This is a genomic window from Aporhodopirellula rubra, assembly GCF_014192335.1.
Classification (GTDB): domain Bacteria; phylum Planctomycetota; class Planctomycetia; order Pirellulales; family Pirellulaceae; genus Rhodopirellula; species Rhodopirellula rubra.
On record NZ_JACHXU010000011.1, the window covers coordinates 105397 to 122005 of the forward strand.

The 16609-nt window shown below is 58.3% G+C and carries 11 protein-coding genes; 6 read left to right on the forward strand and 5 right to left on the reverse strand.

What is annotated here, in order from left to right:
• The first annotated feature begins 303 nt into the window (after positions 1–303).
• Positions 304–1557 carry a lipid-A-disaccharide synthase gene (locus tag FHS27_RS15855; RefSeq protein ID WP_184305890.1) on the forward strand — a complete coding sequence of 418 codons (1254 nt, stop codon included), beginning with the start codon at positions 304–306 and terminating at the stop codon, positions 1555–1557.
• Between the two features lie 52 nt (positions 1558–1609).
• A complete protein-coding gene (locus FHS27_RS15860; protein ID WP_184305891.1) occupies positions 1610–2425 on the forward strand; it encodes a DUF4190 domain-containing protein in 816 nt (271 codons plus the stop codon).
• A gap of 67 nt (positions 2426–2492) precedes the next feature.
• On the opposite strand, the gene thiD is transcribed toward FHS27_RS15860, so the two are convergent.
• Positions 2493–3341, reverse strand: a complete 849-nt coding sequence (gene thiD, locus FHS27_RS15865) for a bifunctional hydroxymethylpyrimidine kinase/phosphomethylpyrimidine kinase (protein WP_184305892.1) — start codon at positions 3339–3341, stop codon at positions 2493–2495.
• The gene (locus FHS27_RS15870) at positions 3341–4156 is read right to left on the reverse strand and encodes a sensor histidine kinase (RefSeq protein ID WP_044252093.1); all 816 of its coding nucleotides are present in this window, start codon (positions 4154–4156) and stop codon (positions 3341–3343) included. Before FHS27_RS15870 ends, thiD begins: the two co-directional genes overlap by 1 nt.
• Positions 4157–4353: 197 nt before the next feature.
• Here FHS27_RS15870 and FHS27_RS15875 point away from each other — a divergent pair, with 197 nt between their 5' ends.
• Both FHS27_RS15875 and FHS27_RS15880 read left to right on the forward strand, forming a co-directional pair.
• Positions 4354–4617 carry a hypothetical protein gene (locus FHS27_RS15875; protein WP_009095404.1) on the forward strand — a complete coding sequence of 88 codons (264 nt, stop codon included), beginning with the start codon at positions 4354–4356 and terminating at the stop codon, positions 4615–4617.
• A gap of 204 nt (positions 4618–4821) precedes the next feature.
• Complete coding sequence (locus FHS27_RS15880; protein WP_184305893.1) at positions 4822–5871, forward strand: NAD-dependent epimerase/dehydratase family protein; 1050 nt, start codon at positions 4822–4824, stop codon at positions 5869–5871.
• A 207-nt stretch (positions 5872–6078) separates the two neighbouring features.
• Here the strand turns inward: FHS27_RS15880 and FHS27_RS15885 are convergent, their stop codons facing one another.
• Both FHS27_RS15885 and FHS27_RS15890 read right to left on the reverse strand, forming a co-directional pair.
• Positions 6079–7380, reverse strand: coding sequence for a DUF1559 family PulG-like putative transporter (locus FHS27_RS15885; RefSeq protein WP_184305894.1), 1302 nt, complete (start codon positions 7378–7380; stop codon positions 6079–6081).
• A gap of 64 nt (positions 7381–7444) precedes the next feature.
• On the reverse strand, positions 7445–9469 hold the full coding sequence (locus FHS27_RS15890) for an AAA family ATPase (protein WP_246419888.1): 2025 nt from the start codon (positions 9467–9469) through the stop codon (positions 7445–7447).
• Between the two features lie 203 nt (positions 9470–9672).
• Between FHS27_RS15890 and gyrA the strand changes: the two genes are divergently transcribed.
• On the forward strand, positions 9673–12567 hold the full coding sequence (gyrA, locus tag FHS27_RS15895; RefSeq protein ID WP_184305896.1) for a DNA gyrase subunit A: 2895 nt from the start codon (positions 9673–9675) through the stop codon (positions 12565–12567).
• A gap of 153 nt (positions 12568–12720) precedes the next feature.
• Here gyrA and FHS27_RS15900 read toward each other — a convergent pair whose 3' ends face one another.
• Entirely contained in the window at positions 12721–15324 is a 2604-nt protein-coding gene (locus tag FHS27_RS15900) for a hypothetical protein (RefSeq protein ID WP_184305897.1), read from the reverse strand.
• A 165-nt stretch (positions 15325–15489) separates the two neighbouring features.
• Between FHS27_RS15900 and FHS27_RS15905 the strand changes: the two genes are divergently transcribed.
• Positions 15490–16422 carry an NAD-dependent epimerase/dehydratase family protein gene (locus tag FHS27_RS15905; RefSeq protein ID WP_184305898.1) on the forward strand — a complete coding sequence of 311 codons (933 nt, stop codon included), beginning with the start codon at positions 15490–15492 and terminating at the stop codon, positions 16420–16422.
• The last annotated feature ends 187 nt before the right edge of the window (positions 16423–16609 follow it).

Consider the following 16609-nt stretch of genomic DNA (forward strand, 5'->3'; position numbering starts at 1 on the left):
ATGTACCTTAAGCCGTCATTGAGGCGTGGGTGGTGGCGTTTGCGACTTTCGGATGATGATTTGCGACAACGGAGAAATTGTGAGTGAACAATCGACCATGTGTCAGCGATGCGGTTTTCCCGACCGCAGCGTGATCGTAACCGCGAAACGAGGGACCTGGCCTGTGTTGCTTTGTTGCTTCCGCTGATGCGATCGTCACTTGCGGCGGAAGGTGTGGATTTTGTATCGATGAAGATCGTTTTTCGAGAGGGATAATGATGTCCCTTTTGAAATAAGACACTCAGGTTGGCGAAGGCAAACGTGGTGACCAAGACACTCTTTTTTTCAGTCGGCGAACCCAGTGGCGACCAGCATGCGGCGCGTCTGATTGCTGAGTTGCGCAGTCAGTCCGGTGCCGAATCGCTCCGTTGTCGAGGTTTCGGCGGCCCTGAAATGCAGGCGGCGGGATGTTCGCTGGATCTCGATTTGACCTGCCATGCGGTTGTCGGGTTAGTGGAGGTGTTGCCAAAACTGCGCGAGTTTTTTCGTTTTGCCGATCAGGCGGAGCAGACGTTCGCCAGTGGCGGTGTCGATGGCGTCGTCCTGGTTGATTTCCCGGGGTTCAATTGGCATATCGCCAAGCGGGCAAAGAAATACGGAATTCCGGTCTATTACTACTGTCCACCGCAACTGTGGGCTTGGGGTGCGTGGCGCGTCAAAAAAATGCGTCGCAGCGTCGACCACGTGCTGACGGTGTTGCCCATCGAGACCACGTTTTTCGGCGATCATGGCATCCCGGTTTCGTTCGTCGGGCATCCGTTCTTTGATGCCGTTGCGGAGAAGCCGCTCGATGCGGAATTGATGCGCCAGCTCGGCGCCGGTTCGGTCTCGCAAGCTGGCCCGGAGGAGGTTTCGCGTACCGTCGCGGTTTTGCCTGGGTCGCGTGACCATGAAGTCAAAAACAATTTCCCGATCATGTTGGAGACGATTCGGCGTCTGCAGGCCGACGTGGAAAAATCGGGCGATCCCGATGCGCCTCCGGTTCGCTATGCCGTAGCGGCGTATCGCGATCGGCATTGTTTGTGGTGCCGGGATCAGTTGACCGAGAGCGACCGCGCGTTGCCGATCGATTTCTTTGTGGACCGCACCTCCGAAGTCATTGAGGCGGCGCACTGTGCCATGATGGTCAGCGGGTCGGTGAGTCTAGAATTAATGGCCCGGGGGACCCCAGCAGCGGTAATTTACCGGGTGGGTCGGATTCTGCACGCGGTTGGCAAGCGGGTATTGCGTGTCGACAGCGTGACGTTGCCGAACTTGATGGCCGAACGCAAAGTTTTCCCCGAGTTTGTTTCGGTGGGCGATCCTGAGCCCGCAATCGATTTTCTGCACGAGACGACACGAGCGATGCTGAACGACAGGTTCTATTATCGGCGGGTGCGAGCGGACTTGGAAAAACTGCGAATTGAGTACGGTTTGCCTGGGGCATCGAAGCGTGCCGCGGCGTTCCTGTGCGGCGAACTGGGACTTTCTCGCCAGATCGGTGGAGATGAGCAAACCAATCGGCGGATTGCTGCGTAACGCGGTTCTGTTTCTTTCCGTTTAATGCTCGATTCATTACGCACCGCGTCCCATGACAGATTCCCAAGAGAAGTCCGGTTCGACCGGTAGCTCGCTGTACGCCCCGAAATCCGGTTCCGATTCGCAAGCCGACAGCCTGTTTAGCATCCCGAGGATGGGGGCAGAGGTCGGATACGATGTGGCGACAGACGACGATGTGCCTCCGTTTCGTACCAGCGGTCTGGTTTGTTTCATCCTCGGTTTGCTCAGCTTTTCAGCGACCGTGGCGTGGCAGATGCTGATCTTGCCGATCGCCGCGATCATTTTCGGCGTGATCGCCATGCGTCGTTGGACGGGGCAGCGTCCCGCCGGAACGACCGTTGCCGTGATCGGCCTGTTGCTGGCGTCTGGTTTTGGTGCAGCGGGGGTCGCGATCCCAATGGCGAAGAATAAGACGATGGGAGACCAAGCCGTCTATTTCGCGGGAGAATATCTCGAGCTGGTTGGTCGCGGTGATACCGAGTTGGCGTTGGAGCTTCGCAAGGAGGCTCGCAACCGGCAGGTCAATGAGATGAATCTTCAGAAGGCCTATGCGGAAGACCCGATTGCTCGCGAGACGATGGAAAACGAGAGCGAGAACGCGATGATCGAATCGATCCGCAAGGCGGGTTCAGATATTCCATGGGAACTCGCCGAGCCGCCACGCGTGTTCGTGAAGTACAACAACGAGCGCGTTGATACCTACTGGGTCGACCCGTCCGGTCGGGTGAAAGACAAGATTCAAATCTTGATGCAGTGGACGCCCAACGAGAAGACCAACACCGGCGAATGGCACGTGAACCTGTTCCAGGTTGCTCGCGAGTTGATCGTCGCTCCTTCGGTGCTGTAGACGCTCGAACCGTTCGGTGCAGGCGGACGGACTGAATGAGTTAAGCAGCGTACGTATTTGAAATGCGCTAGTCGCCGATGTGTAGCATTCGCGACTCGATTGGGCCGCGTCCGTTGCCGTAGTTGGGGGCGAAGCGGATCGCGTGGTTGACCGCCGCGACACCGAAATCGACTGCCGCCCGTATTCGCGGTTCGTGTGCCTCTTCGGGTGACGAAAGGGCGATTCGTGCGGCGATGGTTGCCGCGAGAGAGCATCCCGCGCCTTGCGTTTGGTCGGTTGGGTGTCGCTCGAGCGTCAGCGTGACGATGGTGTCGGAGGCCAGGAAGACGTGCAGTTGGCTGCCATCGAATTCACCTGCTTTGAGTAGCACCATTTCGGGGCCGAGTTCTTGCAACTCCTTGGTGGCGTCGAACAGGTCATCAAGTTCGCCGCCGATCTTGCGATCGAGTAACCGTTCGGCTTCGAACCGGTTGGGCGTGATCAGTGTTGCTCGAGGTAGCAGCGTGTCGCGATATGCCATCACGGCGGCGTCGTCGACTAGCGGTGCGCCGTGTTTGCTGACCATGACGGGGTCAACAACAATCGGGCAATCACACCCATCGAGACGGTCGGCGATCTCGGCAATGATCGCGCCCGTGCCCAGTGCTCCCGTCTTGATCGCCCGCGGCGGGATATCCGAGACGACTGCGTCGTACTGTTCGCAAACGAGCTCGGGCGAGAGCATCTCGACACGGCCAACGCCGAGGCTGTTTTGCACCGTGATCAATGTCACGACGGACATCCCGTAAACGCCATTTTGCTGGAACGCTTTCAGGTCCGCTTGCAAGCCCGCGCCGCCGCTGGGGTCGGAGCCCGCGATTGTCAATGCGATCGCTTGTGGTGAAATGGTTACGCGGCGGTCGTCTTCGTTTGCCATTAAGCCGCCGCCTGGTTGGCTGCTGCGATCGGAAGCCAGATCACGAACGCGGTCCCTCGGCCCAGCGAGCTTTCCACACGCACGCGTCCGCCGTGTTCGTCGATGATTTCTTTGCACGCGGCCAGTCCCAGCCCGGTGCCACCCTTGCCCGATTCATCTGGTCCGGCCTTGGTCGAGAAGAACGGATCGAAGATTCGTGGCAGCACGTCTTCGGGGATTCCGGCGCCGCTGTCGCGAACGGTCAGTTCGATCCGATTGGGTTGGGGGGCCGAGGCGTCGTCTGATCGACCCGCCGCGACACGGATCAGCAGCGTGCCGCCTTCGCCCATCGCTTGTCGAGCGTTTGTCATCAAGTTGAGCAGCAGCCGTTGGATCTGGTTTCCGCTAGCCGAGATCATTGGCAGGTCTTCGGCCAAGTCGAGTTCGACCGAGATGCGGTACTTCTGCATTTCACGCTGCATTAACACGAGCGTGTCGCGGACGAGTGCGACAACATCGGTCGGCTCTTTCGCGTCGGTGCGATTGCGGGCTTGAGCGAGGATCGTGTTGGTGATCTTTGCGGCCCGTTCGGACGCCTCGAGAATTTTGGTCAGTGCTTTATCGCGGCTTGCGGTGTCTTGGTTTCGTAGGCCTAGTTTCGCGTAGTTGATGACGGTCATCAAAACGTTGTTGAATTCATGAGTCGCCGTTCCGGTCAGTTCGCCGAGTGTGGCTAGGCTTTGCAGGTGGCGAATCTGAGCTTTCATTGCGCGGATTTCAGCGTCCCCGCCGGCTCCCGTTTCGTCGGCCGGGCGAGCGGCGGTCGGTTGATTCATTGGACGGACGGTGGCTCGTGAATCCGGCATGATTTGAAACGTTGTGCGGTGGGGAGAAGGGGCGGCGAAGGGTGAAGCTCGCAAGGTCGTTACGACTGGGCTTCACTGGATCTATCGGCGCAACCCGTGTTTCTGATAAATCCCGATTCAGCGACCGGCAAACCTTAACGCACGCCCACCTCGAGAGGCATCAAGCCATGCGAACGTCCCTGAAAGAAGCGAGCGAAATCGCAGACGAAAACGTCCTGCAGCGACTCCAGCGGATGACGCGTATCGCCCGGCAATTTGGCTTCGAAATCCGCGGCGAACCCCTGGGCGGTGCGGGCAGCACGTGGTGCGAAATTCGCGGCCGACGGATTCTCTTTTTGGACCTTTCGCAACCCGCCGCGGAACAGGCGATCGCGATCCGTGAAATTCTCGACGAAACCGCCGCGATCCGGCCTCACTCACAGGCCGCATAGTCCGCCGAATCGTTAGAAAGTATCGCTGGAGAATAGAGTCTGGTCAGGCGTTTGAGCGGATCCGTTGAGGGTGCGTTGCAACGGTGGTGAAGGCCCGTCGCCCAAATGGGACTTTTCCTTGGGCGGCCTATGCCGCAAAAGGGGAACGCAACTACACTATCGGCCCCTCCTCTTTTCACGTCCTTGTTCCCTCGATTTTCTGATATGCGCGTCATTGTTACTGGATCCAGCGGCCTAATCGGTTCGGCCGCCGTACGTCACTGGGATGCACTCGGTGACGAGGTCATTGGCATCGACAATGACATGCGTGCAACCTTTTTCGGTCCCGACGGCAGTACGCGGTGGAATCAGAGTGTGCTGGAGTCGGAAACGACCAACTTTCGCACCGTTGTTTTGGATATCCGAGACCGTGAGGGCGTCCTCAGTCTGTTTGAAAAAGAGACGCCGGACCTGATCATTCACTGTGCCGCTCAACCGTCGCACGACAAGGCTGCGGCAATTCCGTTTTTGGATTTTGAAGTCAACGCCAACGGCACGCTGAATCTTCTCGAAGCCATGCGTCAGCATGCTCCTAACGCGGTGTTCTGTCACATGAGCACTAACAAGGTTTACGGCGACGCACCCAATGAGTTACCGCTGAAGGAGCTCGAGACCCGCTGGGAATACGCGGACGAATCGGACTACAAAGGGATTAGCGAATCGTGCCGTATCGATCAAACGATGCATTCGTTGTTCGGTGCGTCCAAAACCGCAGCCGACGTGTTGGCCCAGGAATACGGGAAATACTTCGGGCTCAAGACGGGGATTTTTCGAGGCGGGTGTCTCACCGGTGCCAGTCACAGCGGCGTCGAATTGCATGGCTTTCTGAGCTACCTCGTTCACGTCGCGGTCGCCGGTAAGCCCTACACGATCTTCGGTTACAAAGGCAAACAGGTTCGCGACCAGATCGAGTGCAGTGATGTGGTGAAAGCGTTCGAAGCGTTCTCGAAGAACCCGCGTCCGGGCGAAGTCTACAACATCGGTGGCGGGCGTGAGAACGCAGCCAGCGTGCTGGAGTGCATCGCCAAGATCAAAGAGATCTCGGGGCACGAAATCAAATGGACGCTCGGCGACGACAATCGCAAAGGTGACCACATCTGTTACATCAGCGACCTCAGCAAGCTTCGCCGTGATTATCCCGAATGGGACATCCGCGTGTCACTCGACGACATCTTGCGACAAATGATCGCGTCCGAAGAAGCAAAGCTTTCGTAGATTGTTTTCGCTTCAACCAGAGCGTTGTCTAAGAAGACGTCGTTGATGTCGCGAGAGTGTTTCGACTTTCGTTGTATCCACTGCCGCCTGACGGTGGACCACGTTCTTGCGAGAGTAGCTACGTTTGGAAATTTAGCGGAGTCAGTGGTCTAAAAAGCGAGAGTCGTCTTCTCGCGTTTCGTCGCCAACGTGTGCAGCCGGCGAGGGTTACTCGCCCTTGCTGTTGAGTGAGTAGTAGCTCGCCAGGACGAGATCCGGGGCTTCGTTTTCGGAGCTGGTCCAGAGTTCCGTCACGGTTGGGAAACCGTTGTTGATGAAGCCGTCGTCGTTGGAGTCAACAATCCCCTGCACGCTGCCGTCGGCCATCAGTACATGGCAGATTCCGTTGTGGTGTGCGGACATGCCGCGATAATCTTGGCGGGTGTCGATGGACCATGTTTTTAACCAACCGGTCACGCCGGCTCGATTGGTTGGGCTGGGGAATGTGGGCGGCTCGAGCAGTTTGGGCGACGACAGGTGCGATGCCGAAGCGATCGGAGTGTCGGGGCTGCCGTCGCCGGTCGTGTCGACTGCTTCCCGGTGCAGGACGGGGCCGCCAACGATGGGCGTCGTGTACGGTGTTCCTGCTTGCAATTCGCCGGCACCGTAGCTCAGGAAGCCGATCGCCGATGAATCGCACAGCAGTGGGACGGTGTTGGCGGGGGCACGCGAACTGTCGAGGAACCGCGTCGTCAGTGGCCCACGCGTGACGTTGCGGCTCTTCGTTTCGAAGCCACAGGCGGTGTCTTTGGCGGCCGGGTTGCCATTTTCGTCGAGCATCAGGCCTCCTCGGACCAGGAACCAGGACGCGGCAAAGTTTGTGTCGTAGCCGTTCTCGAGCATCTTCTGGTTGACGATGTCGGCTCGATCGGCGGTGGATGCGGCGATCGGCGGAGTGCTGGGCGGCGTCGGCGGTGAACCGGCGGCGTTGCCTGCGATCATTCGGCAGACGTTGTAGATCGTGTAGCCCGTTTCGCTTTCGTAGGGCTCGCTGCCTAGCAAGTCAACGCATCCGCCGCTCGCGAAGCTGCTCGCGTTTTCGCTCACCATGAATTCGATCGCTTTGCTCGTCTGGGCCGGATTGCTGGTGCATCGCATCTGGCTGACCAAGACACCGCGTTTTACGAGATCGGCAACCCAGCCAGTCTCGGTCGGCACGCCGTCGCGTTGGGGATCAAACGCACCGCTGCAGAATTCGCCGTTGGGTTCGCTCGTGGTTCGTCCGATCATGCCGATCCCGAATTGTTTCAGGTTGCTTTGGCACTGCGCCGCGCGTGCGCTTTCGCGTGCCTTTGAAACCGCGGGCAGCAACAGTGCGGCGAGGATGCCGATGATCGAAATCACGACCAGCATCTCGATGAGCGTGAAGCCACGAGGGTGATGGCGTGATGGGTGTCTGGTGAAGTTGGGCACGATGATGCGATCCGAAAGATTGCCGATTGAATGATGGAACAAGCAAACAAGTTCCATCGAATTGTTTCGGATGGTCGATCGGTGGCAATCTCAATTCAAAAACCAGATCGAGACTTCACAATCATGACCCCTGATCTTCATTGGACCTTAAAGAATCGTCCTGCGGTAGGTTCGCTTCCGTTGGCTCGGGGGACTCTGTCGTATCGGTAGACTTTGCGTCAGGCGTCTTCGCATCGATCGTTGGCGCATCAATCATGGGCACATCGATGACGGGGCTGCCCCAGCTCACTTTGAACGTTTCGTTGCAGGATGAGCACGTCGCGTCGCCACCGAGTGAGCGGTCATCGACGACTTGGGGGGCTTCACATTCCGTGCACAGGACTCGGATCATGCCTTCGGGTTGGGACAATGCGTCGAGCTGTTCATCGGACAGGTTCGGCAGTTCGATGTCTTCGGGCAACATCGTGACCAGCAACTCACGCGTGACTTCGGGAGCCTCGGCGATTCGGTTGGCCAGTCGTCGTACGCTTCGTTCGAACGAGTTTCGTGATGTTCGGCCGTTACCGAAGTGTCGATCGCGGTTGAAATAGAGGTGAGTGAAACCTCGCAGTAAGCGACGACGGGTTTCGGTTGGCAACTCGTACTTCGCTTTGGCGGCGATGAGTTCGTAGATTCGACAGAGTGCCTCCGGGTCATAATCGTCGAAGTGCATCGTTGTTCCGACGCGGGAACTGAGGCCCGGATTGCTGCGGATCATGCGGGTCATTTCGCGAGGGTAGCCCGCAAGGATGACGACCAAGCGATCGCGTTGATCCTCCATTCGCTTCAGCAGTGTCTGCACGGCCTCGCGACCGTATTGGTCCTGGCCGTCCTCATCGACCAACGTGTAGGCTTCGTCGATAAACAGGACTCCGTCGAGAGCCTCATCGATTTTCGCGTTCGTTTTGGGACCGGTCTGTCCGGCGTACTCGGCGACCAGGCCGCTGCGATCGGTCTCGACGAGATGTCCTTTCGAAAGAACGCCGAGTGCTCCGTAAATTTCTGCGATGATGCGAGCGACCGTTGTTTTTCCCGTACCGGGGTTTCCGACAAACGCCATGTGCAAACTCGGGCGAGTTGTCGGCAGGCCGACTTCTTCGCGTTTGCGTTCCATGTTGAGGAAGTTCGCGAGCGTCTGGATTTGGTTCTTAATCGCTTCGAGGCCGATCAAGCGGTCCAGTTTGGCGCGAGCGTCTGCTAGGCGTTGCTCCGGAGTTCGGTCGTCGGCCGGTTCCTCGGCTGTTTGGTTTGCAGACTTCTTGGCAGGTGCCGGTTGAGGCGGCATTCCGCCTCCGCCGCGGACCGTCGGTGTCGACTTCGCCGCGGCGTCTTTGCTGATTCCCGCGCGGTCTTCGGTGCCTTCACGCAGGCGTTTGGCTTCGCCTCGCAGCCACGCGATCGCGTCGCGGGCATGGTCGATATCGGCTTGATGGTCGATTGTTTCGGAGTCGTCGGGTTCCGCGGCGCGTTCTGGTGAGCGTTGTGACGAGTGATCTTCAAAGGCTGATGGTGTGGGGGCCGAAGGTTGTCGTTTCGCGAACGCCTTTGCGGCTTCGAGTTCATCTTGAATATGATGGATTCGACTGCGGTCCCCGTCGTCTTCGCGTCCATCGACGACGGCGATCATTGTTGCCAAGCGAGCGGCCATCGTCTCTACCTCGCCCCAGGAATCACGCAGGGAAGGCAATTCGAGAAACGGGCGAGTGACGTCGTACCACGACAGGTCTTGGGCGGTGCTGATCAGCCAATCGATCGCTTCGTGAAGGGCGGTACCCATCACCGGTTCGTGCCAGATGTGTTCGAGCAGGACGCGACCGAGTTGCCGTTGTTCCATCGTTCGTGCGTTCGGGTCAGGCAAGGTTTCGGCGAAAACCTTCATCACGAACCCCTGGTGCAGGTCGTCCATCTGGGACGCCATGCTGGATGTGGACGAAAGAGAGCCCGGTGATCCCGTGGCGGTTTCGCCGGCCGCGTCGTCCCCGGCGAGCCATCCGTAACTGCCTTCGGCGATTTCACCCGCTTCCACATAGAGCTGTTGAGTTTGTTCGAGTGCCTCCCGGAACAATCGGATCGAACGGAGGATTGCGTCGTCGTCGGAACCAGACATGAACATGAACTCACGCGCGGGCAGAAAAGGTGGGTAAACCGTGAGGGCGTAAGTATTTGAAAAACAAGGTCTTGCGTCAATCACCGTGCGGCGTCGGGCCGTTGTGAGAAAATCGCTCATCGGGTAAACTGCCTCGCTTCGCGGCGGGCCCGATTCGCAGCGATTTGGACATCTTTTCTACCGCATTTGATGCGAGAAGACACTTGGCTGACGACGGCGATACCCCAGACGACATCGACAATCCCTCAGGCGAACTCGAAGGTGGCGGCGATGACGCGGCGACCGGCGGTGGCGAATCCGCCCAGTCCGACGACAGCCCCCCGGCGTCTGGAGCAGGCGGCGGCGGTGGCAATGGCACGGGTGACGCGCCTCCCACAGGCGGTTTCCCCGGCGACGGGACTCCCGGCGGCGGTCGTGACGAATCCGGCGGATTCGGTGCGATGCGGATGGTGGATTTGCCGATCGAGGATGAGCTCCGTGAGAGCTATCTGACGTACGCGATGAGCGTCATCGTCAGCCGTGCACTCCCCGACGTGCGTGACGGGCTGAAGCCTTCACAGCGTCGGATTTTGGTCGCGATGAATGACCTGAACTTGGGCCCAGGCAGTAAACGCGTTAAATGCGCGAAAATCTCCGGTGATACGTCTGGTAACTATCACCCGCACGGTGAAAGTGTGATCTATCCGACGCTCGTTCGGATGGCACAAGAATGGAACATGCGGGCCCTGCTGATCGACAAGCAGGGGAACTTCGGTAGCGTCGCCGGTCTTCCTCCCGCTGCGATGCGATATACCGAAGCACGCATGTCGGCCGTTGCGGCGCAGATGCTCGAGGATATCAAGCTCGACACCGTCGATTTCGTCCCCACGTATGATGAAGCTCGTACCGAACCGACGGTTTTGCCGAGCAAATTCCCGAACCTGTTGATCAACGGTTCCGGTGGTATCGCCGTCGGGATGGCAACCAGTATTCCGCCGCACAACCCGACCGAGGTTTGCGACGCGTTGATCAAATTGGTCGACGAGCCGGATACGAGCATCGACGAATTATGCGAGATCATCCCCGGTCCTGACTTCCCGACCGGCGGTATCATTTGCGGTCGCGCCGGAATTCGTCGCGGCTACAAGACCGGCCGTAGTACGATGGTGGTGCGGGCGAAGTGCCAAATCGAAGAGATGCGTGGCAATCGCAGCCGCATCGTCATCACCGAAATCCCTTATCAGCAGTACCGTGACCGCATTATCGAAAAGATTGCGGCGCTGGTTAACGGCGAACGCATCAAAGGCATTTCCGGAATTCGCGACGAAAGCGATTTGAAGGAACCGGTTCGACTGGTTGTTGAGCTCAAGCGTGGGGAAGACCCCGACGTCATTCTCAATCAGCTCTATCAGTTCTCGCCGCTGCAGGACACGTTCTCGCTGATCTTCTTGGCGCTGGTCGACGGCAAGCCGCGTGAGTTGACGCTGAAGGAAATGTTGGCGGAATTCCTTCGTCACCGAAACACGGTCATCCGGCGCCGGACGCAGTTCTTGCTCGCCCGTGCCCGACGTCGCAAACACACCGTCGAAGGCCTGTTGCTCGCACTGGCTAACATTGACGAAATCATTCAAACGATCCGCACCTCGCGAACGCAGCCCGAGGCAAAAGAACGCTTGATGGCGATCCAATGTCCTGCCGCGATGCTCGAACGGGCACTCGGCGACGACGGATTCAAGCAGTTTCAATCCGAACGCGGCAAAGCGGAAAGCTATTCCCTGACGAGCGTTCAGACGGACGAGATTCTTCGCATGCGGTTGGGCCAGTTGGTCAACCTTGAGCAAGAAAAACTCTCGGGCGAACACGCAGAGTTGTTGAAGGAAATCATCGATTACCTCGATATCCTAGCCAACCCGCAACGCGTCAGCAACATCATCAAGGATGACCTTGAAGAGATGAAACGTCGCTTCGGCGATAAGCGACGCACCGAAATCAGCCACGAAGAACTCGGTAACATCGATCTCGAAGACCTGATCACCGAAGAGCCCATGGTCGTTTCGATCAGTCACCGAGGCTACATCAAACGGACACCGACCAGCGTTTACAACACACAGCGCCGTGGCGGTAAGGGCCTCAAGGGTGCGAAAAGCGATGACGAAGATCCGATCGAACACTTGTTCGTCGCCAGCACGCACGCGTATTTGTTGTTCCTGACGACGACGGGCAAAGTCCGTTGGCAAAAGGTTTACGACATCCCGCAATTGGCGCGTGACGCTAAGGGGCGGGCGATCGTGAACTTGTTGCAGATGGAACCTGATGAGCAGATTGCGCAGTGCCTCGCGGTTCGCGATTTCAATCAACCCGGTCACTACGTTGCCATGGCAACCCGTAGCGGCCTGGTGAAGAAAACGCCTTTGGAACAGTACAGCCGGCCGAAGCGTGGCGGGATTATCGCGATCAAATTGCGTGAAGGCGATGAACTCGTCGATGCGGCCGTTGTCGGACCGAACGACGAAATGCTGTTGGTCACCGCGGACGGCATGGCGATTCGTTTCCGTGAATCCGATTCGCGTCCGATGGGCCGGAATACATCGGGCGTTAAAGGCATTTCGTTGATGGGCGATGACCGTCTCGTCGGCATGGTCGTTACCGACCCCAACGCAACGCTGTTGACCGTGTGTAAAAACGGCTACGGCAAACGGACTCCGTTTGGCCCGAACGCCGCCGATGCGCCTGAGAACGATGACGAAAACGGTGCCGAAAACGCCGCGGACACGTCCACTGACAGTGATGACGAATCGGCATCGACGAACGGTTCGGCACGTTACCGGACGCAAAAACGTGGCGGGAAAGGTCTTCGTGATATCAAGACCAGTGAACGCAATGGCAAGGTAATCGGTATCGCCCGAGTCACGGACGAGGACGAGTTGTTCATGATGACCGCGAAGGGCAAGTTGCAGCGGATCTCGGCCGCTGACATCAATGTCATCGGTCGGAACACGCAAGGTGTCCGCATCATGAGCGTTGACAAAGACGACGAGTTGATTGCCGTTGTCCGTGTTCCCGCCGAAGAGAAATCGGACGAGCCTGCTGCTGAAGCAGCACCAACTCCATCGGAGTAGGCACGTCGATGACGTTATCTAGAGAGAGGTAACCACCGTCGCAACGCGGTGGGCCACTCTCGCGCCAACGCGACCAACCTTGGGAACACATGCGACTTGTGGAAACGCCCAAGGCGACCCGTTGCGAGTGTCATTGCCGCGGTGTTGGGACGCTCAGCGGCGGTTGCCGCCTGACAATCGGCTGGCTTGATCCAGTCGACCAGTCATCCATTGCAGGTAGTTTCGCCAGTCGTCGCGGCTGAACCTTGTCATCTCGTCAAAGCGGTCGTCCCACTGTTCGCCGATGCGATCGAGTACGACGGCCGCTTGGCTGATCAGCATGTCGGCTTCGCGGTCGCGTCCGAGTATGCGGGCCATGCGAGATTGCCCGAGCAAGGCTTCGAGGGCGGGAGGTTCGTTCATGTATCGCAGCGACATGTCTCGGTACGCATCAGCGGCTTCGGCGTAGCGACGCATCGACTTGAGCGTGTCGGCTTGACCTAGCAACGAGTTGCGTAGGATCGCGTTTTGTTTTTCGCTGAGGTCGTCATCACGCTCGGCCATGTCCATGAATCGCACCATTGCGGTGAATCGATCGAGGGCGGATTGGCGGTACCGGTTTGCTTTCTGGCGGAGGTCGCGTTGGGCCGCGTCCAGCAAGTTCTCGCTTTCGAGTTCGGCTTCGGGCAGACGTGACGCGAGCAATTGCCCCCGAGCGAGTTCATAGGCGGCGGCTTGAGCACGCGGCAAGGGCCAGTATCGGTCGACGGCTTCGTTGAGTCGACGCAGTGCTTCGTTAAGATCGGGTTCGATCTCACGGAGCTTTTCGATCTTTTCATCCAGCGGCAACGCCAGTGCGGCGAGCGTTGCGAGATCGCTCTCCGCGTACAGCAACTCACCGAGAGTGAACAGTGAATCTCGCCAGACCGGGCTTTGTGGCGTGAGTTGACCGTCGCTGAGGTTTTCGACGAGAAGACGTTTGGCTTCCTCGTTGTTGTGCGAATCGGCAGCGGCCTGCGCCGCGAGCAGCCGGGCTTCGTAGCGCATGGGGTCACGCGTGAACTCGATAATACATGTTTGCAGCGAATCCATCGCTTCGTCAGGCCGGCCCTCGGCTAACAACGCGCGGCCATGCGCAACGAGGCCGGCGGGTTGTTTCAAGCGTTCTTCGTAGCGGAGGAAATTTTCGAGTAACGGGATGCTCTTGGAAAAGTGTCGGCCACGTTGGTAGGAGTCGATCGCTTGCCAGAGCGTGGGCACATACTCGATCGTGTCGAATTGTTTTTCCGCCGCGCTAGCGAACGCGTCTCCGGCGCCACGGAATCGTGCTCGCGCGGTCGCGAACGCATCGCGTGAGACTTCATCACCGCGTCCGCGCCCTGCCTTCAACGTGGCGTCGCCCCAGTCGCGATATGCGATCGCTTTTTCGATCAACGCGGGCGCTTCACCGAAGAGAGATGGGATCGATTCGGCGATTTCCACCACGGCGGCGTATTCACCGGACTCTCGCAGGACAGCGAGTATTTCGGTGATGCGCGAGCGGAACTCGGCTTCCTTCTTTTGAGTGAAGTTGAGGTGCCGGCTTTGTTGCATCTCTCGAACGAGATATTTTGCAGTTTGCACCGACTCGGCACCTTGGCCGTGGTTGGCGAGCAATTCCATTTCTGACAAACCACCTTCGAGACCGTCTTCGCGGAAAGGCCGTTGTTGTCGGAGTTGAGTCAGTTCGGCGAGAGCGAGATCGGGTTCACCAGCGAGTAGGAATGCCTGCGCCGCGGTCAAACGAGATCGCGACGCGAGAGCAGGTTCGGCTTCGCGTTGCAGCACGGCGAGCTCTTTGAGGATTTTCATCAATGTCTCGCGCTGGGCTTCGCTGATCTGCTCGTTCGCCTTGGCGGGAATGTCAGCGATCAGCCGTTCGCCATGAGCGCGTTGGACGGATGAGAGATATTTTTTGATGACGAGTTCAGCGTCTTTGAGCGAGAGTTCATCGCGGGCGGCGAGTGACCAGCGTGCATGTTTTTGAAGTGCCGGCGCGATGATTTTGTACGACAGTTTGATCGTTGATTCGGCTTCCTTGAATCGCCGCAAACGGATCAACCAATCGATCTTCATCAGGTACGCTTCGATTTGGTGTTCAGCATCGAGGGATTCGCCGTTGAGGTATTCGTCGATCGCAAGAATCGCTTCGTTTAGGTTTTCGTGCGGTCGACGGGCCCGTGCGACCGCGAGCACGGGGACCAATTCGCCACGGAGCGTCAGGTCGACGTCGATCGCGGCTTGCAGGTGTTTGGCGGCGGCTTCGTAATCGCCGACTTGTTGAAACGCGAGACCCAGCATGCGGTGGCCGTCGGCGGATCGGCCTTCGGGGAATCCGGCCTGCTCGGCGCGCAGCAACGGTGGGATGGCGAGTTGCAGTTCTTCCCGTCGGGCGCGAGGCGAATCCAATAGCATCGCCTTTTCGAATTGCCCTGCCCCGAGGAGGAAGGAATGCAGTGGGAGCCATTCCTGCTCCGTCTCGCTTTCTTCGTCGATGACGATAGTGTCAGCTAATTCGCCCGCGACGATTGCGTTGCCAGCGACGTATTGGGCCGATGCGATTTTGAGGGTTTGTTCTGGCGAGATATCACCGCTGCTAGCCCACAGCGAAAATAGGTAGGCAAACCCGGTCATTGTCGCGACGACGGCGGTTCCCGCAGTGGCGACAGACAACGAAAGCCCCGACGATCCGGCATCGGATTCGGCGGCGTCGGAATTCGGTTTATCAGAATCGGGCACAGGCTACTCTCTCGCGTTGTCGTGCCGATATCAAATCCGACCGACTCGTTGCAAGACGTTGCCTCGGTCGAGTCCGTCCTACTGCATCGCGTGAAGTCTGGTAGATTTGGGCGTTTCCGGCGTCGATTGGCCACGAATTCAACCTTCTCGAGCAGACTCATCCTGATGAACGATACGTCCAAACGCAGAAAAATCTTGATCACCGGGGGGGCCGGAAACGTCGGTGGCTCGCTCGCCTGCCGCCTCGTACAAACGCCAACGAACGAAGTGGTCGTTGTCGACAACTTGATCACCGGCGACGTGTCGAAGCTGCCGTCAGTGGATCTGCCTAATTTTCGGTTTATCAAAGCCGACGTGAACGACCTCACGGATCTGTCGCCGATCATGACGGCGCACCAGTTCGATGCCGTTTTTCACTACGCCGCGTTGGTCGGTGTGCAGCGAACGCTCGCCAATCCGGTGGCGGTGCTGCGCGATATCGATGGGATCCGAAACGTGCTTTCGTTATCGAAAAACACGGGCGTCCGTCGCGTTTTCTACGCCAGTAGCAGCGAGGTCTACGGCGAGCCGGTGGAACTGCCTCAGCACGAGATGACCACGCCGCTGAACTCGCGGTTGCCGTACGCGATTATCAAGAATCTCGGCGAGTCGTATTTTCGGTCGTATCACCAGGAGTTCGGCCTCGATTTCAACGTTTTTCGCTTCTTCAACACCTACGGGCCTAAGCAGACGACGGATTTTGTCGTGCCGAAATTTATCGAAGCGGCTCGGGCTGGCCGCGATATCACGATTTACGGCGACGGAAAGCAGACCCGCACGTTTTGCTACGTGGACGACAATCTCGACACGACCGAGAGCGTTCTCAACGACGAATCGTTGTCAGGCGAAATCATCAATATCGGCAGTGATATCGAGGTCACTGTGCTCGAATTGGCGGAGATGATTATCGAGAAAGTCGGCAGCCAATCGAAAGTTGTCCATCTTCCACCATTGCCCGAGGGTGACATGACCCGTCGTTGTCCCGATATCACCAAAATGAGGAAAATCCTCGGTCGCGACCTCACCCCGCTCAGTGACGGGCTCGACAAGATGATTTAAACCCAGTGATCTGAGCCCAGTGATCTAGCTCCAGTGCCGAGAGCTCAGCATCCCGGCCGTTTGGAGCGTCGTCGGCGGCGTATCCGGCGGACATTGCCTCGATTTTCCCGCACGATATGATTATCTCGTGCGTATAATGCGTTTCCCCCCCAACGACGCGGCGTTCTCACCCGCCCCCGCCCGGCCG